General features: G+C 49.5%; 22 protein-coding genes. 14 read left to right on the top strand and 8 right to left on the bottom strand.

Annotated features, from left to right (window positions below; genetic code table 11):
• Positions 1-3 precede the first annotated feature (3 nt).
• The 3 genes from FH974_RS16740 to FH974_RS16730 all read left to right on the top strand — a co-directional run bounded on the left by FH974_RS16740 (position 4) and on the right by FH974_RS16730 (position 5,026).
• The gene (locus FH974_RS16740) at positions 4-909 is read left to right on the top strand and encodes an HlyD family secretion protein (protein WP_047887741.1); all 906 of its coding nucleotides are present in this window, start codon (positions 4-6) and stop codon (positions 907-909) included.
• A gap of 14 nt (positions 910-923) precedes the next feature.
• The gene (locus tag FH974_RS16735) at positions 924-3,113 is read left to right on the top strand and encodes an FUSC family protein (protein WP_047887697.1); all 2,190 of its coding nucleotides are present in this window, start codon (positions 924-926) and stop codon (positions 3,111-3,113) included.
• Positions 3,114-3,529: 416 nt separating this feature from the next.
• On the top strand, positions 3,530-5,026 hold the full coding sequence (locus FH974_RS16730) for an aryl-sulfate sulfotransferase (protein WP_053061948.1): 1,497 nt from the start codon (positions 3,530-3,532) through the stop codon (positions 5,024-5,026).
• Positions 5,027-5,059: 33 nt separating this feature from the next.
• On the opposite strand, the gene FH974_RS16725 is transcribed toward FH974_RS16730, so the two are convergent.
• From FH974_RS16725 to FH974_RS16715, 3 genes are all read right to left on the bottom strand, one after another.
• A complete protein-coding gene (locus tag FH974_RS16725) occupies positions 5,060-6,238 on the bottom strand; it encodes a phosphotransferase enzyme family protein (protein ID WP_169776059.1) in 1,179 nt (392 codons plus the stop codon).
• Positions 6,239-6,385: 147 nt separating this feature from the next.
• On the bottom strand, positions 6,386-6,559 hold the full coding sequence (locus FH974_RS16720; RefSeq protein ID WP_169776058.1) for a hypothetical protein: 174 nt from the start codon (positions 6,557-6,559) through the stop codon (positions 6,386-6,388).
• A gap of 268 nt (positions 6,560-6,827) precedes the next feature.
• On the bottom strand, positions 6,828-7,280 hold the full coding sequence (locus FH974_RS16715) for an Lrp/AsnC family transcriptional regulator (protein WP_047887738.1): 453 nt from the start codon (positions 7,278-7,280) through the stop codon (positions 6,828-6,830).
• A 182-nt stretch (positions 7,281-7,462) separates the two neighbouring features.
• Here FH974_RS16715 and FH974_RS16710 point away from each other — a divergent pair, with 182 nt between their 5' ends.
• The gene (locus tag FH974_RS16710; RefSeq protein ID WP_047887696.1) at positions 7,463-8,407 is read left to right on the top strand and encodes a DMT family transporter; all 945 of its coding nucleotides are present in this window, start codon (positions 7,463-7,465) and stop codon (positions 8,405-8,407) included.
• Between the two features lie 223 nt (positions 8,408-8,630).
• A complete protein-coding gene (gene yidA, locus FH974_RS16705; protein WP_047887695.1) occupies positions 8,631-9,440 on the top strand; it encodes a sugar-phosphatase in 810 nt (269 codons plus the stop codon).
• 263 nt (positions 9,441-9,703) lie between these two features.
• Here the strand turns inward: yidA and FH974_RS16700 are convergent, their stop codons facing one another.
• Complete coding sequence (locus tag FH974_RS16700) at positions 9,704-10,204, bottom strand: cytochrome b/b6 domain-containing protein (protein WP_047887694.1); 501 nt, start codon at positions 10,202-10,204, stop codon at positions 9,704-9,706.
• Positions 10,197-10,475: a PepSY domain-containing protein gene (locus FH974_RS16695; protein ID WP_047887693.1), complete on the bottom strand. Its 279-nt coding sequence runs from the start codon at positions 10,473-10,475 to the stop codon at positions 10,197-10,199. The genes FH974_RS16700 and FH974_RS16695 overlap by 8 nt, the downstream gene beginning before the upstream one ends.
• Positions 10,476-10,791: 316 nt before the next feature.
• Here FH974_RS16695 and FH974_RS16690 point away from each other — a divergent pair, with 316 nt between their 5' ends.
• The 7 genes from FH974_RS16690 (at position 10,792) to FH974_RS16660 (ending at position 18,384) form a co-directional block, all read left to right on the top strand.
• Positions 10,792-12,456 (top strand): phosphoethanolamine transferase, encoded by a 1,665-nt coding sequence (locus tag FH974_RS16690; RefSeq protein ID WP_047887692.1) that lies wholly within the window; start codon positions 10,792-10,794, stop codon positions 12,454-12,456.
• A 6-nt stretch (positions 12,457-12,462) separates the two neighbouring features.
• Positions 12,463-12,840 (top strand): diacylglycerol kinase, encoded by a 378-nt coding sequence (locus FH974_RS16685; RefSeq protein WP_047887691.1) that lies wholly within the window; start codon positions 12,463-12,465, stop codon positions 12,838-12,840.
• Positions 12,841-12,892: 52 nt separating this feature from the next.
• Positions 12,893-13,564 carry a response regulator transcription factor gene (locus FH974_RS16680; protein ID WP_047887690.1) on the top strand — a complete coding sequence of 224 codons (672 nt, stop codon included), beginning with the start codon at positions 12,893-12,895 and terminating at the stop codon, positions 13,562-13,564.
• Between the two features lie 78 nt (positions 13,565-13,642).
• Positions 13,643-14,455, top strand: coding sequence for a glycosyltransferase family 2 protein (locus FH974_RS16675; protein WP_047887689.1), 813 nt, complete (start codon positions 13,643-13,645; stop codon positions 14,453-14,455).
• A 5-nt stretch (positions 14,456-14,460) separates the two neighbouring features.
• The gene (locus FH974_RS16670) at positions 14,461-15,129 is read left to right on the top strand and encodes a TVP38/TMEM64 family protein (RefSeq protein WP_047887688.1); all 669 of its coding nucleotides are present in this window, start codon (positions 14,461-14,463) and stop codon (positions 15,127-15,129) included.
• A complete protein-coding gene (locus FH974_RS16665; protein ID WP_084712699.1) occupies positions 15,126-16,895 on the top strand; it encodes an ArnT family glycosyltransferase in 1,770 nt (589 codons plus the stop codon). Before FH974_RS16670 ends, FH974_RS16665 begins: the two co-directional genes overlap by 4 nt.
• Positions 16,896-17,211: 316 nt before the next feature.
• Complete coding sequence (locus tag FH974_RS16660) at positions 17,212-18,384, top strand: hypothetical protein (RefSeq protein WP_053061946.1); 1,173 nt, start codon at positions 17,212-17,214, stop codon at positions 18,382-18,384.
• Here the strand turns inward: FH974_RS16660 and FH974_RS16655 are convergent.
• A complete protein-coding gene (locus FH974_RS16655) occupies positions 18,350-18,568 on the bottom strand; it encodes a hypothetical protein (protein WP_146149675.1) in 219 nt (72 codons plus the stop codon). The two genes, FH974_RS16660 and FH974_RS16655, sit on opposite strands and share 35 nt — an antisense overlap.
• Between FH974_RS16655 and FH974_RS16650 the strand changes: the two genes are divergently transcribed.
• Both FH974_RS16650 and FH974_RS16645 read left to right on the top strand, forming a co-directional pair.
• Entirely contained in the window at positions 18,552-19,226 is a 675-nt protein-coding gene (locus tag FH974_RS16650) for a response regulator transcription factor (RefSeq protein ID WP_047887686.1), read from the top strand. The two genes, FH974_RS16655 and FH974_RS16650, sit on opposite strands and share 17 nt — an antisense overlap.
• On the top strand, positions 19,226-20,680 hold the full coding sequence (locus FH974_RS16645) for a sensor histidine kinase (RefSeq protein ID WP_047887685.1): 1,455 nt from the start codon (positions 19,226-19,228) through the stop codon (positions 20,678-20,680). Before FH974_RS16650 ends, FH974_RS16645 begins: the two co-directional genes overlap by 1 nt.
• Positions 20,681-20,835: 155 nt before the next feature.
• Here the strand turns inward: FH974_RS16645 and FH974_RS16640 are convergent, their stop codons facing one another.
• Positions 20,836-23,379 carry a family 20 glycosylhydrolase gene (locus FH974_RS16640; RefSeq protein ID WP_047887684.1) on the bottom strand — a complete coding sequence of 848 codons (2,544 nt, stop codon included), beginning with the start codon at positions 23,377-23,379 and terminating at the stop codon, positions 20,836-20,838.
• A 665-nt stretch (positions 23,380-24,044) separates the two neighbouring features.
• Positions 24,045-24,998 carry a LysR family transcriptional regulator gene (locus tag FH974_RS16635; protein WP_047887683.1) on the bottom strand — a complete coding sequence of 318 codons (954 nt, stop codon included), beginning with the start codon at positions 24,996-24,998 and terminating at the stop codon, positions 24,045-24,047.
• Positions 24,999-25,063 lie beyond the last annotated feature (65 nt).

The raw sequence follows: 25,063 nt of genomic DNA, 5'->3' as shown, positions 1-25,063 counted from the left end.
CCTGTGCTTAAACGTGTTTCCCTGACAACTATTTTATTACTTGCCGCCCTGGCTGCGATTGGCTGGAAATATCAGCAGTACCTCAGCAATCCCTGGACCCGGGACGGTCAGATTCGTGCGCAAGTTATCCAGATCACCCCGCGAGTTACCGGGCCTATCACCCATATTCACATTAAAGACAACAGTGTTGTCAAAGCCGGTGACCTGCTGTTTGAGATAGATCCGCGTACCTATCAGGCTGCGCTGGAAAAAGCGGAAGCCAGCCTGGCTCAGGCCAACGCAATACTGAAAAAGGCACAGGATGAATCCCATCGCGGGCACTCACTTGCCCGCCGTCAGCCTGGCGCGGTCTCCCAGTTAACGCTTACCCAGCTTAATAACGGTGTAGAAGCCGCACGCGCGGGCGTCAAAGTGGCTCAGGCCAGTGTCGAGGAAGCCCGTCTGAATCTGGGCTTTACCAAAGTGTCGGCACCGGTTGACGGCTTCATTACCAATCTGAACATGCGCGTCGGTACTCAGGTGGTCGCCAACCAGCCGGTGGTGGCATTGGTGGATCAGCACAGTTTCTGGATTGAAGGCTTTTTCAAAGAAACAGATATCCGTGACGTTTCTACCGGCGACAAAGCCACCGTGTCTCTGATGTCATACCCGGATCAGCCTCTGCAGGCTACCGTCGAAAGTATCGGCTACGGTATTGCCCATAAAGACGGCAGCACCGGGGTGTCGCTACTGCCAAATGTTACTCCGACATTTCAATGGATTCGTCTGGCCCAGCGGATACCGGTTCGCGTGCAGATTGAGCAGCTGCCGCCAAACATCCAGTTACGGGTCGGCACTTCCGCCTCAATCATCATCCATAAAGTGGCACCGGTGACCATCGAACAAATCGCCCTTAAGACTCAGCGTTAACGTCAGGAGCTATCATGTTTTTCAGCGAACGCAGCAAGCGGCCGATTAAGGTTGCTTCCGCTTTGACACTGGCAATTGTCAGTGCCTTATGGCTCGGTTGGGAGCGCCCGTACTGGGCCGCATTTGCCGTCTTTGTGATGGCGGCAACGGAAACAACCGGCCATTCGCTGCAAAAAGGCCGCCACCGTATTATGGGCACAGTTCTCGGCATGGTGGCTGCTTTTACCCTGGCCGGCCTGTTTGCCCAGCAGCAACTGCCGTTTCTGATCAGTTATTCACTGTTTACTGCCCTGTGTGTCTATCATCAGACCAATCCGAAAAACGGCTACGTCTGGACAATGACCTTTATGGTGGCTTCCCTGATTTTGGTGATGGGGAAGTTTTCCAGTGATCAGACTTTCAACATTGCGGTTCTGCGCCTGCAGGAAACCGTGTTGGGGGTTCTGTCGTTTACCTTGGTGTACAGTCTGCTCTGGCCTAGCTCCAGCCGTCAGGTGCTGACCAGTACGCTGCAAGGGTATTACGCTACTCAGGCAACACACCTCCAAGCCGCGTTAGAGCAATTGGCAGAAACCGGTACATTCAGTCACAGCCTGTCTGTCGGTGACAGCATTAAGCGCCTGACCCGACTGGAGGATCTGATTTCCGCGGCCCAGGCCGACAGTTACCATATCGCCAGCACCAAACAGCTCTGGCAGCACTATCTGGCACAGATGAACCAATGGGCTTTACTGTGCGGCCACTTATCCGAAGCTTCAGCACTTCTGCCTACGCCATTGCCGGAAAGTGCTCAGGCGGATATTCACGATCTGTTGCTACGGCTTGAGCAACGTACCCGCCGTGCCGAGAGCTTGCTGTCTGGCGGCGGCGCAGGCGTAAATCCCCTGCCACAGCAAAGTACCCTTAGCCAGCAGCCACAGGAGCTGTCTCATCATCACGGGGCACTGCGAATGCTGGAAAATGTCCTGACCAAAATTGATCGGCTGCACCACGAGATGCTAAACACCCTTGAAGCCATCATGCTGGATAAGGCAAGAGCGCAACCAGCGACAAAAGCAAAGCCTGCCGGATGGCGATTTATGCCTGAAAATGCCATCAATGCATTAAAGATCACGGTGATTTTGTGGATATGTATCGTGTTATGGCTGTATGTCCCGATGCCGGGTGGCGCGCTGATCGTATTACTGGGGGGAATTCTGGGTAGTGTGATCCTGACACTGCCGTTTATCAGCACCAGCGTGCTGCTCAGAAGCATTATGATGTGGTCTGGAATCATGCTGGCGCAGTATGTTTTTCTGATGCCATTGATGTCAGAGGTGTGGCAACTGGGTGCCTTCTACTTTTTGAATGCCTTCCTGATCTGGTATGTTTTCCACCAGCCACAGCAGATTATTCAGCGCTTACTGGGTTCTCAGATTCTGGCGATCATGACCAGCAGTGCCATGCAGTTGAATCCGGTCTATGACATTAATCTGGCTCTGCTGCAACTCATGCTGATTGCAATCAGTATGTTGGTCATTTTTCTGGTTAACCATACCTTGTTTCCAGCCACCGCGGAGCATGTGTTGCTACGGGAACTGAAACGGTTTCGCCTTGGTCTGTTGCATCGACTCACAGTGATGAGCCGTGCCGCCGATAAGCCACAACCTACCTGGCTGGCTTTCAGTCAGACTCCGTTGCGTTCCGCCACGATGGCTGAAGTGGCCTCTACCCGGGTGAACTGGCCAGCTTTCCCTGATGTTGCGCCAGCAAATATTCGCCAGCTGATTGAAGAAAGCTACACTTTGTGCGTTCACTTTCACGCATTCCAGGATAGTTACCAGACATGGTTGGCGCATAGCCGCAATACCGGTATCGAGCGATTACTCAAACACACACTTGAGGAGTTGGCCAGTTTGCTGGATACACCATTGCTGAATGAATCTCAGCATGATCTATCATCAGTGCACACTCATCATGCTGAAGCGAGTGCCATCAACGAGCACGAACAAAAACTGGATGCAATGTCAGACAAACTCCAGCAGTATCTGGCAGGTTTTGACAAACACTCCGTCTTGCAACTGACCTTAACGCCGGCGCAAGCCGATCAAAGTTATCAGTTGCTGACGTCTTTACTGCTGCTGGCCAAGTCAATGCGTAAAATTAGCCATTACACACACATTAGCCAGTTGAATCAGTTAAAATTGTCACCGTTTTCACTGTAATGGATAAAACCCAGTGTTAATAGCCCAATAAAGCGAAACCCTGACAAGTGATAAACTATCGTAAACAAGTCAGAATAATTAAATCGCCCCTAAGCCAAACAGAAAGTATCCGCTAGAAAAAATAAAAGTAACAACAAAAAACAATGATAAATAAAGGCATCAACATTGATGCCTTTATTTGCTTTCATCACCATCAAAATTTCCCAACGCAAGATACGTTATTTTAAAGTTGTCACTTTACAATAATTTAAAAACATTCCCATAAAATAGAAGTATAAATCCACCACAATACTTAACCACTAAAAAGTTATACCAATATGATTGAGAATTTCGCCATTCCTTATTATTAAAACTGAGACAAATAAGAGTGACTGATCATTTAAAATCTTCATAACGAAATTAACTGATTATTGCTTATGAAAAGGTATCCTGCTGCTGTGTTGTTGCTGCTATTGACAGGTTGTAACGACTCAGATAATTCATCTGAGAATACGTCTTCAACCGATGACACAATAGACACCACATCCCCAATTAATGTAACTGAAAAAGATACCGACTCATCAGTGTTTATTTCTGATTTAGACGTCGGGTTAGACATTGATTTCCTTTCCAGCGTCTCATTTACCATTCAGCCCATGCCCGGTACGTTTTCCAAACCCATCAAGGCCACCTTCACGCCTGATGCCCTCACAGCTACAGAAAGTGGCTTTCTTTTGCCTGTTTTCGGGCTTTACAGCGGCTATGACAACCAGGTCACTGTTGATATTACATTGACCGACGGATCCACGCGCTCCGTGTCAACACAGATTACAACCAGCGAATATATTGATCCCAATGGCAGTTACGACAATCTGCAAATCAACAAAAAACTGGATACCAACAACATCGCTTTTAGCTATCTCCATCTTGAAAATAATACGGATCAAGGCCCTATCATAGTGGATGTTGACGGCAATGTGCGCTGGACAGCCAATACTCCAACAAGTGATTATCGTTACGCATTATTTGAAAACGGACGTTTTATCATTCAGGATAATGATGAGCTGGTGTATCTTTCCCTGACCGGTGATGAAGAAAGGTTAAAAATTACCTCCAGTCAACTGACACAGATTAGACCACACCACGAAACCTCAAAAGGAAAAACCGGCTATTTCTTAAATGTAGACACCACAAAAAACGGCAATAATTTGGTCGAATCCGTGTTATTAGAAGTCGATCAGAATGGGAATGAAATTGATCACTGGGATTTTGGCGAAATCATTTCAACGCATTTGACAGAAAACAGCGAAGATCCGTCAGATTTCATCCGTAATGGTATTGACTGGTTTCACATGAACTCTGCGATTTATTCCCCTGACGATGACAGTATTATAGTGTCCAGCCGGGAAAACTTTGTCGTTAAAATCGATTACGCCAGCAAAAAAATGAAATGGTTACTGGGCGATGAAACTAAACACTGGTTCGTCAATCATCCTTCACTGCAGCCTCTGTCGCTAACTTCGAGCGACACGAAACCTATTGGCCAGCACGCGTTATCGATTGTCAATGGTGAACTCATGCTGTTTAACAATGGGCAACTGAGTTTCAATCAACCCGCTGGCGCGCCGACAGGCATTGCATTAGCCTCCAGTTTAGCCATGTCCTTTGCCATCGATGAATCGTCCATGACGGCAGACGCCACCTGGATATACGATGCCGGTATTTTCAGTGATATTTGTTCAAGCGTATACAAAAGCGGGGACAATTATCTGATCACCTACTCCGCCGTTGATCGCACTAATGACAACCCTAGTCGGGTCGTCATTCGGGCTATCGACAGCAGCGAGCTAATCCTGTTTGAAATTGAACTGGACGGCACATGCCGACCCTGGAACACCAATTATGTCGAGCTGAGTAATCTGACTTATCAGTAATTCATCCTTACTTACTATAAGTTAACGACCGGATTAGCGGTGCTGGAAACAGATGGAAGAGGAAAGCTGGTCTCCGATAGGTTTCCAGCGTTCCTGAAAGGCTTCAAAGTCATGGTGCGGAATGAATTTCTTCGCTGAGAGGTTACCTTTCAGATACACTTCTTCTAAGGCCCAAACATGGTGATCAGCATAGATCCCCCAGGACTTAGCCCCATCGCTCAGCTCCGCAAAAGAAAGCGGCATCACCGTCAGATAAGATCGAATGAAAGCCAGTGAGCGTTCAACATCCATCTGGAACATATACATACAGGCCCTGACAACTTCATACCCGAGCGGCATTCGTCCGACCAAATCCCAGTCGATAATCCCCGATACCTGATTCGAACCGTCGAAAAAGACATTGTAGTGATGATAATCACCATGAATCAGTTTCAGCGGAGAGGTCGGGGTATGATAGTGTAAGCTTCGCGAACTTGCCAAATACGCTTTCTGTCGGATGGCGCGCCGTAACGCCCAAGCATCAGTCCCACGCGGTAAGCGGTACAATGGGTTTAACGGCAGCGGTTTTATAGGCGCTTGCCGCTGGATTAACGATAACGGTTGGATTGGCAATAGCGGTTGAGAGAGCGGTTTAAAGAGCGCTTGGAATAGAGCTCGCGACGGTAAGCGCTGTTCGATTGCCTCGATAACTTTTTCCAGCCGGCGGACCCATTCCCGCTGCGGCCAGCGCAGAGTAATCGTCGAATACTCAGACAGCTCGCTTTCAGAACACGCTTGATTTAATGCGTAATGCAACCGTCCCAACGCTTCCCCAGCTGAACAGGCATGATCCAGCGTCAGCTGACAAGCAGGCACTGATTGGCCCCGCGCTTCAGGAAATAAGGCGAAGTAATGGCCATCCAGCGAAACCAGCGTTTCGCCCGCAGACGACGTCACGGGAACAACAACAGTCTCAAGAGTACTGGCAAGGGAACACAAAAGCCGGTGCTCGCGCTGAATTTTCGAGACATCCTGAGTGCGATATTGCCGAAGATACCAGACGGGCAATACGGCCTCCGGCTCACCATGTACCCGAAAAACATGATTCGTTGCGCCAACCGCAACGGGTTCCAGCATGCTGTGCTCAGGCACTTGCGGCCAATGAGCCAGCACGAGGCGCAACTTCGCCGCCAGTGATTCCCATTCCAGACAAGATTCCGTTCTTGTTTCCATGTAGGTCATTTTCCCGTTTAAAGGCGTGCCCTTCGCCTTGTATCTGAAATTCAAACCTTATGAAAATTCAAACGGTATGTAAAACCACAATAGCCAAGCGTGTTGATCAAACAGAGCATCATCAGGCCTCGGCTTACGGCTTACGGCTTACGGCTTACGAATAACAGATAACACTGCCGTCACCACCAGTCCCACACCCAGCCCAACCAAAAGCGAACCAACAAATCCAAAAACGGATTCCGGTAGAAAAAAGAAGCCTACACCCAAACCGATGATCACACCGCCGCCAATGGCCCAAGTGCTCTTATCTTCGTTTTGCATTGCCATATTCTTTACTCTCGACTCTTTGATCCGCTAATTGCTGCGCTGACACACACAAACCCACGACGTACTTGAACTCAGCATGGCATCCAGGACATAGCAATCAGAGCATACAACCAAGCTCCTCATTCCGGGGCCTCGCCCCGAGAAACAATAAACACCCGCCCATTTTTAAGCGTAGGTTGTTCGCTGAAATCACGCAGGGATTCCCCACCACGGCATGGCTAACCCAGCAGGTAACAATCACAACGTGTTCCGAGTGCAACGATTAAACGATAGTGAGTGGCGACCCCTGCTTTACGGCCCGAATCGCCAGGTTCGTATTGATGTCCTGCACCATATTCAGGGTTTGCAGCTTACGCATAAAAGACTCATAGTGAGGTAAGTCCTTACTGACAACCTCCAACAGGTAATCGTATGAGCCGGAAATCACGTGGCAACTAATCACCTCTGTCATCTCAGCGATTGCTTCTTCAAACGCATCAATAACCTGATCCCGGTGATTACTGAGCCGGACATTGACAAAAAAGGTCATCATCAGCCCCATTTTCTTCCTGTCCAGCTTGACCTGATAGCCTGCGATAACGCCATCCGATTCCAGTTTGCGGATACGGCGGGCACAGGGAGAAACAGAGAGCCCGACAGCATCGGCAATATCCGCCGTCGTCTTGCGCACATCGCTTTGCAACTCCATCAGTATTTGTTTGTCTTTCTTGTCCATTTCGACACCATCGTTAAGTTCCATCTCATATTTTGGCAATAATTATCAAAAAATAATCTTATTTTGGTAATCATCATCAATATTAGATGTTCAAAGCAGACTTTTTGCCAACATTAACCCGTTTACATTTTCCATAATAAGTTCCTGACACCTTCTTATAGAAATAACATCAGGACTAAACAATGGAACGTTTAACCACTAAGGATACCTTGTTAGGTATCACGGCCATGCTGGCCACTCTCCTGATTTGGTCGAGCTTTTTTATCTCATTGCGCGCATCCAGCGAATCTGACCTGACCATTGGGGATATTGCCCTGCTGCGCTTTGTACCGGCAGCTCTCGTCTTTGGCTATCTCAGCCGCCATTCTCTGCGAAAAATACAAACCACCCCGAAACGCTACCTGTTGGCTATCGGCTGGGGAGCCGGTTTACCCTTCTTAATGCTGGCCGCTAATGGCCTGCATCTGGCCCCTGTTGCCGATGGCGCATCACTGATTCCGGGCATCTTGCCATTGTTTGTCTCCTCCATTGCCGCGTTTTGCTATAAAGAACGCATTTCAGCTTCCCGTAAAACCGGTATCGGTCTGATTGTGGTAGGCATCAGCTTATTCGTGACCCATTCACTGTTCAGTGGCCAAACCGACGTCGTACAGGGACATGGATTGCTGTTACTGGCCAGTTTCAGTTGGGCCTGGTTTACCGTCGCCATGCGGGTTAGCGGTCTGACGCCTGTCACCGGCGGCTTGGTACTGGCAGGTTCGGCATGCCTGCTGCTACCTGTGTTTCATGGTCTGGGCTGGGTAACATTCAATCTGTTCTCTGCACCGCTCAGCGACATTATGGTGCATCTGCTAATTCAAGGTGTGGCTGTGGGCGTTCTGGCCAACTTCAGCTATGGCTTTGCCATTTCACGACTGGGCGCTGAGATGAGCGCCGCGCTGGGCTCGTTTACCCCTGTGGTTGCCGCACTGCTGGCAGCGGCCATATTCCATGAAGCGTTATCGACAACCACGCTGCTGGCAATGAGCTGCATCATCTGCGGCGCGCTGGCAGCCAGCGAACTCATTCCCCTTAAGGGGAAACTAAAGCAACCCGGCTGGCTGAATCGCTTGCGCTGGCAACGATAACCTCTCGCGCAGTGGCGGCTGCGCGAGATCTTAAGTGGTTTTTGCCACGAGGTTGTCTCTTCAGTATTTCCCCAATCAGCATCGTCGATGTCTGGGTGCATACCTGTCTACATTAATCCATCTGCATATAGGTTTCATGGGAGTGTCGAGTTGATCACAAAAGTTGATTACAATAGACGCCGTTGACCTCGACGCTCCCAAGACTTTTACGGTGGATTTTCAGATGTACAAACTCGTTGCTCTCGACATGGACGGCACCCTGCTGACCTCACAGAAAACACTCTCTCCCCGGACGAAGCAAGCCATTGCCGCTGCTCGTGACCAAGGCGTACACGTTGTTCTGGCATCAGGACGACCGTTAGAAGGCATGCTCCGTTATTTGGAAGAATTGGGCATGACCAGCGACAAGGATTTTGTACTGAGCTACAACGCATCCCTGGTGCAACAGGTGAAAAGCCGGACGATTTTGCGCAAGCAAATCATGACAGGCCGTGATGCGAAAAACATCGCTGCCCTGGCTCGCGATTTGGGTACGTTTGTGCATGCATTTTCAACGACTCGCGGCCTGATCACGCCGCAAAGCAACGCTTTTACTGACCATGAGGCAGACATCAATCAGGTAAGTGCCACCGTGATCGATTTTGCCGACCTGCCGGATGATGAAGAGATTATCAAGGTGATGATGGTGGCAGAGCCAGAAATACTGTCAGCCGCAATTCGCCAACTGCCGGAAGTCGTCACTGAACAATACACCGTCGTACAGAGTGCCCCGTTCTTCCTGGAACTGCTTAACCCAAACAGCAATAAAGGGACAGGTGTCGCAATGTTAGCCGAGCATTTGGGCATTGATGCCAGCGAAGTCATTTGCATGGGCGATGCCGGAAATGATCACCACATGATTCGCTATGCCGGACTGGGAGTGGCTATGGGCAACGCGACAGAAGACACCAAAGCTCTGGCGAACCACATTACCGATACCAACGACAACGACGGTGTCGCCAAAGTGATCGAGCAGTTTATCCTGAATCGCTAATCATAGGACATGAGTGACGGCCAGTATTACTGGTTGTCACACGCCGGGTTCACAAACTCTAAGCGTATTGAGCACGCCGGACTGCTCTGGCTTATCTGACAGGGCTGTTTGAATCATCCACTTGAAGGTTTGGCTTGAAGCGCTGTCCTCAAGTAAACCAAACCGGGTATCTGTTGCATACCCGGCATCTCTTGGCATCTCTATTGGTTTTTACGGCTTTTGACGGTGCTTCACCGTTTACCTATGGCACACACTCGTAGCGCTTATTTGAGCATTCCGCTGAGATAAGAACGGTTTGTCCAACGGCTCATCACAATCACGGCGCAGATGTGGACCGCCACAGCAATGAAAGTCAGGTTAGCGAATACTTCATGGATCTCTTTCAACCCATCTTTGTAACCCATCAATTCAACGTGCGCCATCCAGCCGGTTACTGCCGTTGCCAGCAAGCCACACCACATCAGCCAGATCATCACCGCGCCGGCCGGGTTATGACCGACTGACGCATCGACCCGAGTGGAGATGACTTCACTCAAGTGTGTCACCGCTTGAGTCACCGACGGCTTGAAAGCAGACAGCCTGGCCGGGGAACGGGTAACAATTCCCCAAACCAGCCTGATAACAATCGAACCGATAATGCAATAACCTACCCATTCATGAATTTCACTCCCTTCTTCGGTCACGAAATAATTCGCGAAAAAGAGGCCAGCCACTGCCCAATGTGTAATCCGTACAATTACATCCCATTTGTAATGTTTATCCATTTTTACGCTCTTTGACTTTGCTTAGATCGACGGGATTAAAGTAAACATCCACTTTCTTCCCTTCCTGATTAAATCCGTACAGTTTGTAACAGTTCGAACGTGTTTTCCTGAACGAACGAATGTGATAACCCCTTTGAATTAAATGTTCTCTCGCCTGATCCATCGGTACCCATGTCTCTTCCGGTTGAGTCGAACACGAATAATCTGAGTGAGTGGACGCTGCCATAACGGTCAGAAACGCGGTCACAAAGACTGAGGTTGGGACAGGCATAATCTTTCCCCCATGTTGTCGTTATTCAAGGGTAAGGATTGCACTTTTTTCTTAAGAAACGCTGAAATTAATGCATCAATTTCAAGACAGTCTAAGTATTGTTCTAAGGTTATTAACGCAGTGACATATTGTCGGGTTAATACAATGTGATTTTTATTCGTATTATTTTTCAGGCATTTCTCATCTAACCTACGGTTTTATATTTCTTCACGACGTAGCTTATAAGCACAAGTAAGCATAGTGGCAAAAATTTCAGTTTCCCCTCAATCAATCTTAAGTAAATCTTAAGTCTTGAATTCTAATATCAGGTTATTGAATGAAAACTGGATTTCTTAGCTTGAATACATTGACCGCGACACTTCGCAAACCTTTTCAAATGGAAATGAGTGCCGTTACTTACATTGTGATGGTTGCCGCCTATTTTGCGTTGGTGCTCAACTTGCCGGTAACCAGCAAAATCTATCAGTTGGCAGCTCAAAGTTCGCTGAGTTTTGTTGCCAGTAGCCCGCTACTGCTTTTCTTCTGTTTTATTATTATTTTTACACTTTTTTCTTTGCCATTTGTGCTAAAGCCCTTCTCCGTCATTCTGACATTATTATCGTCAATGGCATTTTATGCCTCGATGAAATATAACGTCATTTTTGACTACGGCATGATTGAAAATATTTTCGAAACAAACTCTGGTGAGGCGACCTCTTATTTAAGCCTGAGTTCCGTGCTGTATTTTGTTGTTTTCGGCCTGATGCCGGCCCTTTTTTTCAGTAGCATCACAGTCAAAAAAGCTGAGTCTCATTTTAAAGCCGTTCTGAAACGACTCATTGCTGTTCTGGTAGCGATTCTTGGTATCGCCCTCATTGCACTGTTGTTTTATAAAGACTACGCCTCTGTAGGACGCAATAACAGCTACCTGAACAAGATGATTAACCCGGCTTTTGCCTACAACACCATCAAATATGTTCAGCGTAACTACCTGACTGAGCCGCTGGTTTATCAGCCACTGGGAGAAGATGCCAAACTGGTTTCGGTTCCTAACGGAAAACCGAATCTGGTTGTACTGGTTGTGGGTGAAACCGCGCGCGCAATGAATTATCACTACAACGGTTATAGCCGTAATACGAATCCCTATACCGAAGGAATGGGCCTGATTGCATTTCAGAATGTCTCATCCTGTGGCACAGCGACGGCGGTTTCAGTTCCCTGCCTGTTTTCTAATATGAATCGCGGAGGCTACAACAAAGCGCAGGCCAACAGCCGTGACAATGCCATGAATGTCATTGGCCGTGCCGGCGTAGACCTCACCTGGATTGACAATGACGGCGGTGACAAAAGCATTGCCAAAAACTTCCGGCTGTTAGGCGTTGATCACACGGCAAATCCCGATTTGTGTAAGGATGACGCTTGTTACGATGAAGTACTGCTACCAATGCTTGACCAGCAAATTCAGGCTACGGACGGCAACAAGCTGATCGCCTTCCACATCATGGGTAGCCACGGCCCGACCTATTACAAACGCTACCCGAAAGATAAAGCGCGTTTTCTGCCGGATTGTCCGCGCAGCGACATCGAGCACTGTACCGATGAGCAAATCGTCAACACTTACGACAACACCATCGCATACACCGATTTTGTGCTGGCGGAAATGATTAATAAGCTGAAAACCTATCAGGATCGATACAACGTTGCCCTGATGTATATCTCCGACCATGGCGAATCGCTGGGTGAAAACGGCATTTATCTGCACGGCACACCGTATGCCATCGCGCCGAAAGAGCAAACTCAGGTGCCGTGGTTGATGTGGCTGCCGGATCAATATTCTGAGCAGAGAAAGATTGATCGTGAATGTTTATCAGCCAGCGCGAAAACTGGCGAATACTCGCACGATAACTTCTTCCACACCCTGATTGGTTTCTTTGGTGTCACCACCCAGGATAAAAATAACGACATGGATATTATCAGCCGCTGCCAGGCTTCGATGAGTTAACCACCTATGACAACCCAGACATTACAAAAGCGCACAGGCCTGAATCGAATTATTTATACCTTTGCCAACAGTTATCGCGGTATTCGCTGGATGGCACAAAATGAAGCGGCCTTTCAGCAGGAACTGATGCTGTTTATTCCGCTGACGGCAGTCGCAGTGTGGCTTCCAATATCTGTGCTGCTAAAAGCCCTGCTAATTTGCAGCTTGTTGTTCGTCCTGTTTGCCGAAATGGCCAATACCGCCATCGAGGCCGCGATTGATCGAATCGGTACCGACTATCACCCGTTATCCGGTCTGGCTAAAGACATTGGCTCAGCCTGTGTCTTTATCAGTTTTCTGATCGCCGGCATTCTCTGGCTGGCGGTCATACTTTCAATAAACTGAACAATGACTCCTTTTAAATCAGAACAATAAACAGAACAGAGATTTAAACAACATGCTGAAACTGCTTATCATCGATCAATCACATTGTTTGCAAAAACGTATCCATAGCAAACTGGTGGAAATGGGATTACTGGTACACATTGCACAGAATCACCATGATGGCCTCAAAATGTTGTTGAGTGAGCACTACGACCTGATTATTTTGGACTATGATAAAAATAACCCTGAGCATCATGGTTTTATCAGCAGTATCAGAAAGTTGGAGCTCTCTGTTCGACTATTGGCTCTGACCACGGAGTACACCCCGGAGGTCATCGTCAGCACCTTAACATCCGGTGCCGATGACATTATTGCGAAGCCGGTGTCGTTTGATGAGTTGTATGCCCGCATCCAGTCATTGTTCAGACGCAGAGAGTCCCATATGGACGACGCCCTTATTCTGATCGACGAATGCATGCTGAATAAATCAGAAAAATGCCTGTACTGTCAGGGTGACGTGATAAAACTCACAAAGACTGAATTTCTCATCATTGAATTCCTGTTTACCGATCACGGCAAATTAAAAAGTGTTGAGCAGATCAAAGCACATTTAACCAATGAAGGAATTTCAATTTCAAAAAACTCGATTGAAGCACATTTATCGACGGTCAGAAGAAAGCTGAAACAGGTTAACCGGACCTTGCCAATTTCAAACCGCAGAGGGCTTGGATATGTCGCTGGATAAACTTCTCAGTTTTATTTCTGCCTGCAATACAAATTAAAAGTAGAACAAATATCCTGTTTTCTTTTAGGGAAAGATTGTATGTACCCATTGATCTCAGTCGTCCTGCCAGCTAAAAATGAGCAGGGCAACATTGGACAACTCATTGAAGAGCTACATGTCGCATTAACAGGGAACGTTGAGTTTGAGATCTTGGTGATTGATGACGGCAGCACAGACAACACCGTCGAAGAGGCACTGCGAGCCGGTCAGGCATGCATCGCCGAAGAGTTCTGCCAGCATCAAGTCGCTCATGGCTCTCACACTCCGTTACCCTCATCCCGGAAAAGCCGGGTATCCGTTTTATCGCATCCTGTCAGCTGTGGACAGAGTACCGCCATCCATACCGGCATCAGCCATGCCCGTGGCGAATGGATTGTCACCGCCGATTCAGATGGCCAGAACGACCCGGCTGATATACCTGCACTGCTCAAACTGGCACACCAGTGTCAGGCACCACATTTTTGTATCGCCGGATACCGCCAGAAACGCCTAGACACCTCCTGGGTGCGCTTTCAGTCCAAAGTTGCCAATGCGATCCGCCAGACGATTCTGCGCGATGGCGTCCCGGATTCAGGTTGTGGCCTGAAGCTCTTCCCGAAACAGACTTTCCTTGCACTACCCTATTTTGATCACATGCATCGCTTTTTGCCCTGCCTGATCAAACGACTGAGCGGTGAGATTGTGGTATGTCCGGTGAACCACCGCAACCGCGTAGCTGGTCAGTCGAACTACAACGCCTGGAACCGCGCCTGGGCGGGCATCATTGATTTAATGGGGGTATTGTGGCTGCGCAAACGCACGAAGTATCCTCCATCGGTCACTCTGCATACCGGCCAAATGTCTGACGAGTAGCGCTTATGACAGTGATGAAGCCTCTCTTAACCTGCTCCGTGTTTCTGATATTAATCGCCGGCATTAATACGCCGGTTTTTGCCCACATGACGGATAAGCTGTGGCTGAATAACTATGTTCTCACCAACGGCTTATCTGGCCATCTGGCCATTTTCAGCATCAGCTTTCTGTTTGTCGGACTGGGCGGCCCCCGACAGGTTGTTGCCGCACTCAACGGCTACTTGTACGGCATTGTCTTTGGCCTGCAAATTGCGTTAATGACCTGCATCCTCGCCGCCAGTGTGAATTACTTCGTTGCCAACACCCTATTAAGCCAGACATTGTGCCGTACCTTCCCGAAAAAAATGAACCAGTTTCAGCAATTTGTCCGGCAAACACCGTTCCTGAAAATTTTGATGCTGCGTTTATTTCCGGTTGGCAATAATGTGCTGACTAACCTGCTGTCAGGCAGTATTGGCGTGCCGTTTAAGCCTTTTATTACCGCCAGCTTATTTGGCTACATTCCGCAGACGTTGATCTTTTGCCTGATTGGCAGCGGTATCAGTGCCGCCAACGATGCCATGATTTACGCCAGCATTCTGCTGACCCTAATCAGTTTCATTCTGACGGGTGTGATCTATCGCGATCATATCCGTCAGCGCATTGCACCATTGAAAATGGAAAATCACTCATGAATGGATTCAGCTTTTTCAAAAAGCGCCCCGATATAGAAAAGCACCAAAACATCACAGTGCCCCACAGTGGTAACGCCGGTTCTTTGAGCAACAGCTACTATGCCAACTTATTCGCCATCTTGGCGATTGCTTTCATTGTCATTTTTGCCGGTATCGGGTTACGCGATCCCTGGCCAGCAGACGAACCTCGCTTTGTCGAAGCGGCAAAGGAAATGGTGGAATCAGGCAACTGGTTCTTCCCGCTCAGAGGAAGCGAACTTTATCCGGATAAACCGCCAGTATTCATGTGGCTGATGGCGCTGCTGTATAAGCTGACTGGCAGTCTCTCGTCGACTTTCATGATCCCTAACGCGGTCGCGGGTCTGGTCATGGTGTGGTGCGTGTTTGACTTGGCCGCCAAGCTCTGGAATGTGCAAACTGCACGTAATGCAGCGGTACTGTTGCTGATTACGCCCCAGTTTGTGATTCAAGCCAAAGCGGCACAAATCGATGCCATGGTCGCCTGCTGGATAACCGTGTCGATGTACGGACTGATTCGCCATTTCTTCGTGCAACCCAGCCCACGCTGGTACCTGTTCAGCTGGGCATGCATGGCCGTGGGGATTCTGACCAAAGGGGTCGGATTCCTGCCGGTTTTTGTCCTCATTCCTATCGCCGTGCTGCACCTCACCGGGCGGCAACGGTTCGAGCAACAACTGAAAGCCAAAGCCTTGCTCGGCCCGGCTACCATGCTGGGGGTTCTGATTCTCTGGCTACTGCCCGTGCTCTATTTTTCGTTCTTCAAAGATAACCCGGATTACATCGCGTACCGGAATAACATCCTGCTCCAGCAAACCGCTGAGCGCTATGCCAACCCAACCGGCCACCTCAAACCCTGGCATTACTTCATTGTCAGTGTGATTCCCGTACTGTGGTTCCCGCTCTACTTTTTTCTGTTCAACAAAGAAAACTGGAAGCAGATCTTCAACTCACCGGTTATTCAGGCCATTCTGGTTTGGGTGGTCTGTGTTGTTATCTTCTTCAGCATCAGCCCAGGCAAACGTGGCGTGTATATTTTACCGGCGCTGCCAATGCTGGCGATGGTGATGGGCGCACTGATAACACAATCAGGCATACCGCAATGGATAAATCGTCTGTTTACCGGCGTGGCTGGTATTGTGACCGTCGCCATGGCCGCAGCCACTGTACTCGCGCTGTTCCACGCCCGGGTGCTTACCAAAGAGCTGGGCGACAATCTGCTGCCCTTTGCCGCCTTTTTCGCCGTTGCGGCATTGATTTGGGGCGGAATTTTATGGCTGCGCAAATTCAGGTTAAACCTGCCGGTATACGGCCTGGCATTAGCTCTGACCTGGCTGCTGTACAGCACCTGGGGCTATACCCTGCTGAACCCGATTCGTACCCCGGCGAAAGATATCATGGCTGACGTTTCTTCCATTGTCGGTCAGGATGGCGAGCTGGGCATGACCCGGTTTAAAGAGCAGTTTCTGTTATTTTCATCCGTTCCCATGACGCATTTCAGTTATTTAAGCAATGTTCATGAACAGGATAAAAATGCTTGGTTATGGATGAAAGAAGGCCCTAACCGATTCATTCTGGCTAAGAATGACGGTGACATAATTTGCTTTGATACCAGTAAATCGCAAGTGATGGGCTTTGCTCACCGCCGTGAATGGATTTTGTTGGATGAGAATTCGTTATTACCAGAATGTGAACCACCCAAAACGATTAAACGTTATCAGCTAACTCCTGAGGCGATATATCAATAGAGGATATATTTAAGCAAGTGATATTAATTGTTTTGAAAATAGAGGATGAATATTGTGAGGCTGTTATCCAAAAACATTAATATCAACAAATGCTGAAGATTCACTGAATATCTCCTAAATATCAGTGAAATAAAGACCTGTGTAACGAATGAAACATTTATTCATTCGTTACACATTAAATATTCAATGTCATTAGATAAAAACGGACAAATATTATTTTTACCTCTGTGATATTTTTATTTTTACCTATACTAAAAGCACAATAAAAATAACATATCTGCACAGTGGCCATGCTTTCATAGTCAATGGATCGCTTATGAACATTCGGTATCGCTCGCTGAACAAAGCTCTGCAGTATTCGCTGGCAGTCATGCATGATTGCAAGCGTCCTCCGGCCATTTTTTTACTGCTACCCAGTTTATCGGTATGCCCGGCATGGGCTAACGGAACGGATGCGGATATCGAACCGGTCATGCCGGAGTATGAATCTCGTCTGCCGCCTTCCCCGTTTTCGATTAATGCTGAAGAGACAGAGCCTTCAGATGAGTCCTCCTGGCTGGATCAAACCACTTACTGGGCTGACGAAACCGAAACCTATGTGGCTGACACCGTGCATGATTTCAGTACCTATATTGATCACAGTCTCGCCAAGGAGGAAAACGAAGAAGAGTTAATGAATAAAAGTTATGTCCGGATTCGCTACAAACCGGAATACACCCACCGCGGTTATTTTGATTCAGATTTCAAAATTTCTGCGCGAATCGACCTGCCCCATACCAAACGCGACTGGAAGCTGATCCTGGAAACGGATCCGGATGACTATGACTCGCTGGAGAGTAAACAACGGGCATTGACCCCAAAAAGTAGCAGCACAACGTCCGGCAGTGACGCAATTGCCGGGTTTCGCCTCCAGAATGCGCATTGGGGCGAGTGGAAAACCCACTTTGATGTCGGGGTAAAATTCAAACTGCCGCTGGATCCCTTTGTGCGAGCGAATTTACGCCGGGTCGATAACTTATCAGAAAACTGGACCACGCAGCTAAAGCAAGAGCTCTTCTATTTCGATTCTAAAGGACTGGGCTCTCTGACCGAATTTAACTTTTACTACGGCAACAACAACGATCCAGCCCGTATCTACAAATTCAGCTCCAGCGCCCAGTACCTGTTCGATGAAAGCGGCTGGGAGTTGGTAAACCAGATTGAGTTGTTTAACCGCCTAAACGACCACCATCTGATGGAATACTCAACCGGTGTCAGTATTGATACGAATGAATCCGATCCACTCACTAACTTCTGGATTTCGGCGTCCTGGCGGCAAAAAATCTATAAGGACTGGTTATATTTATCGATTACCCCACAACTGGATACCCCACGGGAATTCAGTCACAAGCTCAACCCTGGGGTTTTAATCGAAATTGAAGCCTTCTTTTCGAAAAACCACCATGTGGACAGACTTAACCGGTATGTACCGGACCCAACCCGACGCTAATCTGAACGCTAAAGTGAGTGGTAAACTGGCCAGATACACCAATAATGATGAGGGGGATCTCACCATATCGGGTAAACTCGGGAGAGCTGAAACAGCCGCATGCCCACTGTCCGTAAGGCAGCGCGGTAAGCAGCGCACTGAACCACAGATTGACAAACAGGTATGCCATGAAATTATTAGTCATTGAAGATTCTGAGCCACTTCGCCGCAGTTTAAGTATCGGCCTGAACAACCTCGGGTTTACGGTCGACAGTACCGGCGACGGCTCTAAAGGACTGACTATGGCGCAGCTAAACCATTACGATTTGATTGTGCTGGATCTGATGCTGCCCAATGTCGATGGCATGAGCATTCTCAAAAGTCTTCGTCAGTCCGGGCAGCAATCACGGGTACTGATCCTCTCCGCTCGCTCATTAACCGAAGATAAGGTTAACGGGTTGCTGTCAGGTGCCGACGACTACCTCACCAAACCCTTTTCATTTGAAGAACTGCATGCCCGCATTCTGGCCCTGCTGCGCCGCAGTCAAACCGCACAAACCAGTAACCTGCTCGAAATAGAAGGTTTCTGTCTTGATCTGTCGACCAAAACCCTGAGCTATCAGGGCAATTTCATCGAGTTGACCAAGAACGAGTATAAAATTGTGGAGTACCTGTTTCAGTCGAAAGGCCGGGTAGTCAATGCGGAACAAATCAGTGAAGCGGTCGTCGGATCATTTGATTTGCTGGCGAAAAACACCATCGAATCTCACCTTTCCGCAATCCGACGGAAAGTCAGGGAAAAAGGCGGTAACCTCCCAGTGAAAAACAAACGTGGCTTCGGCTACATCGCAGGAAGTGTCTAATGCTGTCCATTCGTACCCAGTTGGTGAAGGCCATCACCATCGTTATCGGGTTGATCTTGTTTGCCATTTTTCTCATTGTCGACTTAAGTGTGGACGACTGGGTAGACAATCAGTTTGATCAGTCTCTGACCAGTAAAGCCAACTACCTGAGAGCTTTTCTGAAGGAGGAAGATGAGCACGCCAAGTTCAATTACAACAAAGATGCCATGATGTTGTTTGACCTCCACTCAGACTCTGACTATTTCCAGATCTGGCAGGGAGGTACCGAAATAGCCCGTTCCCATTCTCTGGATGCGTATCCGGGCACCAATTTGCTGAAAACGGAGATTCCGCTCAACACTTCGGTGATCGTGCCGGTCACATTGCCCAATGGTCAGGACGGTAAAACGGTTCTCACGTATTACCTGCCCCCTGCGCAAACTAACGAAAACCCAGATGTCATTCACCAGAAAAATGCCATCTATATCTCTGTGGCTGCCAGCACTGACAGCATCAGTGGCGTACTGATCCTGATAGATATCTCTCTGATCCTCAGCTTTGTTGCGGCCATCATTGGGGTGCGGGTTTTGGTCACCCGCATCGTTGATGCAGGGCTGAAGCCACTACAGGACTTAAACCAAAACATTAAATCGTTGGATATTTCGGCCTCCCACGCCCATATTCCAGAGCCTGCTGTCGATTACGCGGAAGTCACCCCGATTCGCAAAGAACTTAACCACTTCATTTCGACTAACTGCCAGCTGCTGGCCAACGAAAAACGCCTGACCGCGGATATCGCCCACGAGCTCAAAACGCCGATCTCCGAGATGATCAGCCTTAGTGAAGTCTATATTCGCTATCCGCACGATGAGCGTATCGGTGCCAGCTACAAAGAAGACATGCTGGATATTGCCCTGCGCATGAAAGAGATTGTGAACAACCTGATGCTGTTGCAACACTCCGCCACCGGCGCATTCAATATTGATTGTCATCCGCAACCTTTGCTGCCTCTGCTGGATAAGGTGCTGGGCAAGCTGGCGTTTAAATACGATGACTGCCGGGAGCGGGTCGCCCTCCATTACGATGATGAGCCGACGGTCTATGCCGATCTGTTCAGTCTGGACACCATTCTGACCAACCTGCTGGATAACGGCCTGTTTTACAGCCCCGCGGCGTCAAGGGTTGACATCACAATGGCGCACCGCGAACCGGATTTGCTGATGCTGAGCATTAAAAACAGCCTCTCCTCGCCGCTCAGTGAGGAGGATATTGAACAATTGTGCAAACCGCTGTATCAGGCCGACCCTTCCCGCAGCCAGCGTGACCGGCACGGACTGGGTCTGGCGATTGTCGATAACCTGTGCCGGGCCAACCATTTCGAGTGGAACATTCGTTTGCTGGGTCACAATCGTATTGAGGTGGCGGTTCTCATCCCTTTGGTCAGTGACAGCGAGGCCATTCTGACAGCGCACTAAGCACTCACTATCAGCCTCTTGCTGATGAAGCGCAAACAACAGTTAACCAGCTGACAGCAACAAAAAACCGGCGAAACTTTCGCCGGTTTTTTTTCACGCCCAGAGACATTCAAAAATGTCTCTTCGTTGGCAATACCGTTTCTGCCACATTCGCCTCAGGTGCTGGGCTGCATTTGTTCAACCAGTACCAGCAAGCTTTCTGCGGGTTTCACCGTGGCCACAATGGCTTCATCATAAATGGCTGCCGCCTGACTCAGTCGCTGACGGTAGGCATCGCTGTCAGCCTGGCTTAGCGCCTGCCCCTGCTCAAGTGCAGTGATAAGATGGCCAGCTATCTCGGCGACATCAGTGGTGGCATCGGCCAACGGTACCGTCGCCACAGACGCGGTATTTTCCGCAAATATCGTTTTCGCCTGCTCCGCTGCCTGTGCGGCGAGTTCAAAATGGGCTCGCAGCGCAACCAGCGTTTCCGGTTGACGCTCCGCCTGATAGTGCTGCACCAGCGCATTCATTCCGTACACGGTCAAGCTTTCGACCGGCAGGGCATCCACAAAGCGATTCAGGCGTTCGTGCTGGTTATACAGTTGGCCGGAAGGTGTGGTTTGAATCCACTTTTCCCAGTTGCGGGCATAATACTGCGCCGGTTCCGTATAACGGGCCAGAGTTTGTAATGTCGTGACAGCCTGAAGCGTCCCCGGTATCTGCATAGTGGCAGTGCCTTGAACCTGACCGTCAGCCTTGCTTGGGCCCTGCCCGTTAGCCAACCGCTGCAACATCAGGCGGGCATTCACATGATGTTGCAGGCCGACAGACAGCTCCGCCCAGTCATCTACCACCGCCATGCGCCGGTACATGCTCGCCTCATCCGTGAGTGCAGCATCAGACCAAAGCCGCTCGGCAATGGCATAGCTGCGTGGCCAGATCCGGTTTTCGACTGTCATACCATCAAGATTTTCCGCCCAGACCGTCAGTTCGCCGCCCAGAATACGTTGCTGCTCCCGGGCGTTCAGCTCAGCCGGATACCCGCCGGTCGGGGCCGGAATCTCGGAGCCTTTAATGGCTGTGCCCGCCACCAGCGTGCCGGTTGTCGGCCAGCGCACATTGCCGATCAGCTGGTAGCTGCCTTCAGCCAGCTGAGTGTCGGCAAAACGCAAATTAAACTCGGTGTAGGACATAAAGTTATCGAAATGGCCCCGGAAGCGGGTACCCGGTACATAGTCCAGCACCTCGACCTTCGCCCGAGATTTGCCGTTATAGTCGGTAAAAGCCCGCACCGTGCCGTCTTTCCCTTCGATAATTGTCAGCAACCCTTTGCGCGGGCCCCCTTTGGTTCGGGGTTTCACCCACTCATAGGTCACAAAGGTTTCGCCGGGATGCAGGGTGTCATCAACCTGGATGCCGGGTGGCATCGGGTCGTTGCGGTAGTGGTAACTGGTGGGCTGCGGCTGATCCAGATAATAGCCGGTAGACAAAATTCCCTGATAGCCTTCCTGCGCCGCGCGGCCGATACTGTCGTGTCCACGCCAACTCTGAATCACGACCGATTTAGGCAGGTCTTTGTGCCAGATTTCATCCCAGCCCATCACCTTCTTGCCGCGCTCAGCCAGCAGGGTTTCTACCTTGGTGTTCAGGTAAGACTGCAGGCCTTGGTTGCCGTCCAGCTGATGTGACCGGATAAAGTCCTGAATGCCCGCATTATTCGTCCACTGACTGTAGTCTGGTTCATCTCCCCCGATATGCACGTACTCATCCGGAAACAAAGCCACCACTTCGTCAAACACTTTCCCCAGGAAGGTATAAAGCGCCGGGTTGGTCGGATCCATCAGCGGCTCAAAAACGCCCCAATGGCGCTGATGCGGATAGGTTTGTCCTTCTTCACCAGACATCAGCGACGGATAGGCGTGCGCGACAGCTGAGGCATGGCCAGGCAGGGAGATTTCCGGAATAACCCGAATGCCCAGCTGACGGGCGTAGGCAACCACATCACGGATTTGGTCTTTGCTGTAATAGTGCCCGTCTGCCGTCATCTGCCACAGCTTCGGATAACTGTCGAGCTGGATACGAATGGCCTGATCGTCCCACAGGTGCCAGTGGAAAATATTCAGCTTGGCTGATGCCATCGCATCCAGCTGGCGCTTAATCACCGCGACGGGAATAAAATGGCGCGACGTGTCATAAGACACTCCGCGCCAGGGAAAACGCGGAGCATCAGAGATCGTCACTTGCGGTACAAAGTAACCGTCACGGTCGGTTTCCACTAGCTGAAGCAGAGTTTCAATACCCCGAATAGCCCCGTAAGGCCGGGCTGAAGATAAAACAATCCGGCCGTTTTCAGCCGTAAGCGTGTACGATTCATCGGTATCCAGTGACTGGACTGGCGTCTTGGCCGCTTCTTTGACCTCAATGATTACCGTCGCTTCAGATGCCTGGCTGGCGAAAGGCGACAGCAGCGGCAACCCGGTCTGACGGGCAAGACGGTCAATGAGACGCTGCGCAGTAAACGTGATGCGCTCAGACTGGTAGCCCTGAATGTACACCTTAAAATCGCTGGTAATGGCAATTCGCCCCTGATGCAGTTCCACCGATTGCGGGTAAGGCATCAGGTTCAGATCCGTATTTGGCGCATTCCCGGTCACGCCAGCCATCGCCGACGCCGCACACATCCCCATCATCATCACGGGCAAAATCGTTTTTTTCATAACCCTTCCTTTGCTGTACCACTCAAACTATTCCACTTAAGCTACTATCCCACTTAAGATATGCCACTCAGACTGCACCACTCACCGTTTAACTTTCAGTTTTAATTGCTGCTGATTTCGATTCATCAAGGTGAAGTATTCAAACACTGAGGCAGTCCCAACTGACCGACATGTTAATTTCGCCACGCAAAATAAAAAGTGAGTACACCCTCATTTGGCCATGACCAGCGTGATAGTTTCAGGAAAGAAAAGACAAGTGCGACAAAAAAACGATGGCGGTTCAGGCAGTTACATCATGTTAGAAGAGAACGTAACAAAAACCATTTTTAATGTTTAAATTCATAAAGTTAAAGATTGCTCCCACTTTATTGCTGCGTTGACGCCAGCGAAAGAGCGGCATCGGGCCACATAGCTCAAAACGGCGACCGTTCAGTGATGTTTGAGTGATAGTTTCAATCAGGAAAAAAGTCTGTCATGCCGTTTCGACACACTTCCCCCTGCCGATAGGCTGCATCTAATGGCGGCATCAACCATTGGTAACAAGCGCTCCCTGCCCGCGAAAACAAAGCGGCTTAACGCTCACAGGCTCACTCTCTCAGAGCCAAGTGCCAAGTGCCAAAGTACTCATGCTCGGTGCTTAGTGCTTAGTGCTTAATGCTTAATGCTTAATGAGCAAAATGTATCTGTTCCACTACCCGGCTGTTGGCCTGACGCAGCATCGCAACAAACCGTGATTCGACATCACTGAGCGGCACGTTCTCCGGTGTGACCAGATAAATATCTGCCACCGGCAATTGCTGATACGGCGGCAGTTGCCAGAGTGCCCCCTGCTCGACATAGGGCCTTGCACCTTCAACGGTGAGGGCGCCGAATCCTACCCCGGCCAGGATGAAACGCCGGATTTCTTCTTCGTTAGAAGAGACTGCGACCAGTTTTCCCCAGAACGGCTGTTGGGATCGAAGCTGAGCAATGGCGCTCAGACCCTCACCCGGCTGGTCGCTTTCGAACGAGACGTAAGACAGCCCGCTGAGATCTTCAATGGAAAGATCCGTATGGCCATATAACGCGTGGCGACGACTGCAATAAAACCCCATTTGCTCATAACCCAGCAAGTCAAAGCTGAGCCCTGTCTGCGAGGTTTTTTTATTGCAGATCCCAATATGAATCTCACCGTCTTTTACCGCGCGCACAATCTCCGCGCTCGGCTGGGTATTAATGGTGAAAAGCACATTGGGGTAAAGCTGGTGAAAGTCGGCCAGCGTTTGGTCAAACGCCGGGCAGTGAATATGGCTGGCGATCTGAATATCGATTTCACCGTGAATAGCGTGCTCGTCTTCAGAAAACTGTGCCGCCATATCCGCCAGTACCCGACGGGTGGATGACGCGTATTCGTACACTTTCAGCCCCTGGCTGGTCAGGGTAAACACCCCTTTACGCCGCGTAATGAGCTTTACCCCCAAATGGCATTCCAGTCGCTTGAGGGCATTGCTGACACTCGGCTGACTCAGCGACAGTTTACGGGCGGCGCCAGTAATACTGCTTTCGTCCACGATCGTGAGAAAGGTATACAACAAATTCCAGTCCAGATTCCGCAGCAGCCGTTCGTGAGACGTCAGCATTCAGCATTCCTTACAAGTTTTACGTGCAACACATAGCGTGAAGCTATGAATAGCATAGCAATTCT

The sequence above is a fragment of the Photobacterium ganghwense genome, assembly GCF_017329545.1.
Classification (GTDB): Bacteria; Pseudomonadota; Gammaproteobacteria; order Enterobacterales; family Vibrionaceae; genus Photobacterium; species Photobacterium ganghwense.
This window is presented reverse-complemented; position numbering and strand designations above follow the sequence as displayed.

Bases quoted from the DNA above. Each gene is read 5' to 3' on its own strand.
- FH974_RS16670 (WP_047887688.1), top strand. From the start codon at position 14,461: ATGACAGTGATGAAGCCTCTCTTAACCTGCTCCGTGTTTCTGATATTA.
- FH974_RS16700 (WP_047887694.1), bottom strand. From the start codon at position 10,204: ATGGATAAACATTACAAATGGGATGTAATTGTACGGATTACACATTGG.
- FH974_RS16720 (WP_169776058.1), bottom strand. From the start codon at position 6,559: ATGCAAAACGAAGATAAGAGCACTTGGGCCATTGGCGGCGGTGTGATC.
- FH974_RS16675 (WP_047887689.1), top strand. From the start codon at position 13,643: ATGTACCCATTGATCTCAGTCGTCCTGCCAGCTAAAAATGAGCAGGGC.
- FH974_RS16640 (WP_047887684.1), bottom strand. From the start codon at position 23,379: ATGAAAAAAACGATTTTGCCCGTGATGATGATGGGGATGTGTGCGGCG.
- FH974_RS16645 (WP_047887685.1), top strand. From the start codon at position 19,226: ATGCTGTCCATTCGTACCCAGTTGGTGAAGGCCATCACCATCGTTATC.
- FH974_RS16685 (WP_047887691.1), top strand. From the start codon at position 12,463: ATGACAACCCAGACATTACAAAAGCGCACAGGCCTGAATCGAATTATT.
- FH974_RS16715 (WP_047887738.1), bottom strand. From the start codon at position 7,280: ATGGACAAGAAAGACAAACAAATACTGATGGAGTTGCAAAGCGATGTG.
- FH974_RS16650 (WP_047887686.1), top strand. From the start codon at position 18,552: ATGAAATTATTAGTCATTGAAGATTCTGAGCCACTTCGCCGCAGTTTA.
- FH974_RS16730 (WP_053061948.1), top strand. From the start codon at position 3,530: ATGAAAAGGTATCCTGCTGCTGTGTTGTTGCTGCTATTGACAGGTTGT.
- FH974_RS16690 (WP_047887692.1), top strand. From the start codon at position 10,792: ATGAAAACTGGATTTCTTAGCTTGAATACATTGACCGCGACACTTCGC.
- FH974_RS16665 (WP_084712699.1), top strand. From the start codon at position 15,126: ATGAATGGATTCAGCTTTTTCAAAAAGCGCCCCGATATAGAAAAGCAC.
- FH974_RS16725 (WP_169776059.1), bottom strand. From the start codon at position 6,238: ATGGAAACAAGAACGGAATCTTGTCTGGAATGGGAATCACTGGCGGCG.
- FH974_RS16635 (WP_047887683.1), bottom strand. From the start codon at position 24,998: ATGCTGACGTCTCACGAACGGCTGCTGCGGAATCTGGACTGGAATTTG.
- FH974_RS16660 (WP_053061946.1), top strand. From the start codon at position 17,212: ATGAACATTCGGTATCGCTCGCTGAACAAAGCTCTGCAGTATTCGCTG.
- FH974_RS16680 (WP_047887690.1), top strand. From the start codon at position 12,893: ATGCTGAAACTGCTTATCATCGATCAATCACATTGTTTGCAAAAACGT.
- FH974_RS16695 (WP_047887693.1), bottom strand. From the start codon at position 10,475: ATGCCTGTCCCAACCTCAGTCTTTGTGACCGCGTTTCTGACCGTTATG.
- yidA (WP_047887695.1), top strand. From the start codon at position 8,631: ATGTACAAACTCGTTGCTCTCGACATGGACGGCACCCTGCTGACCTCA.
- FH974_RS16655 (WP_146149675.1), bottom strand. From the start codon at position 18,568: ATGACTAATAATTTCATGGCATACCTGTTTGTCAATCTGTGGTTCAGT.
- FH974_RS16710 (WP_047887696.1), top strand. From the start codon at position 7,463: ATGGAACGTTTAACCACTAAGGATACCTTGTTAGGTATCACGGCCATG.
- FH974_RS16735 (WP_047887697.1), top strand. From the start codon at position 924: ATGTTTTTCAGCGAACGCAGCAAGCGGCCGATTAAGGTTGCTTCCGCT.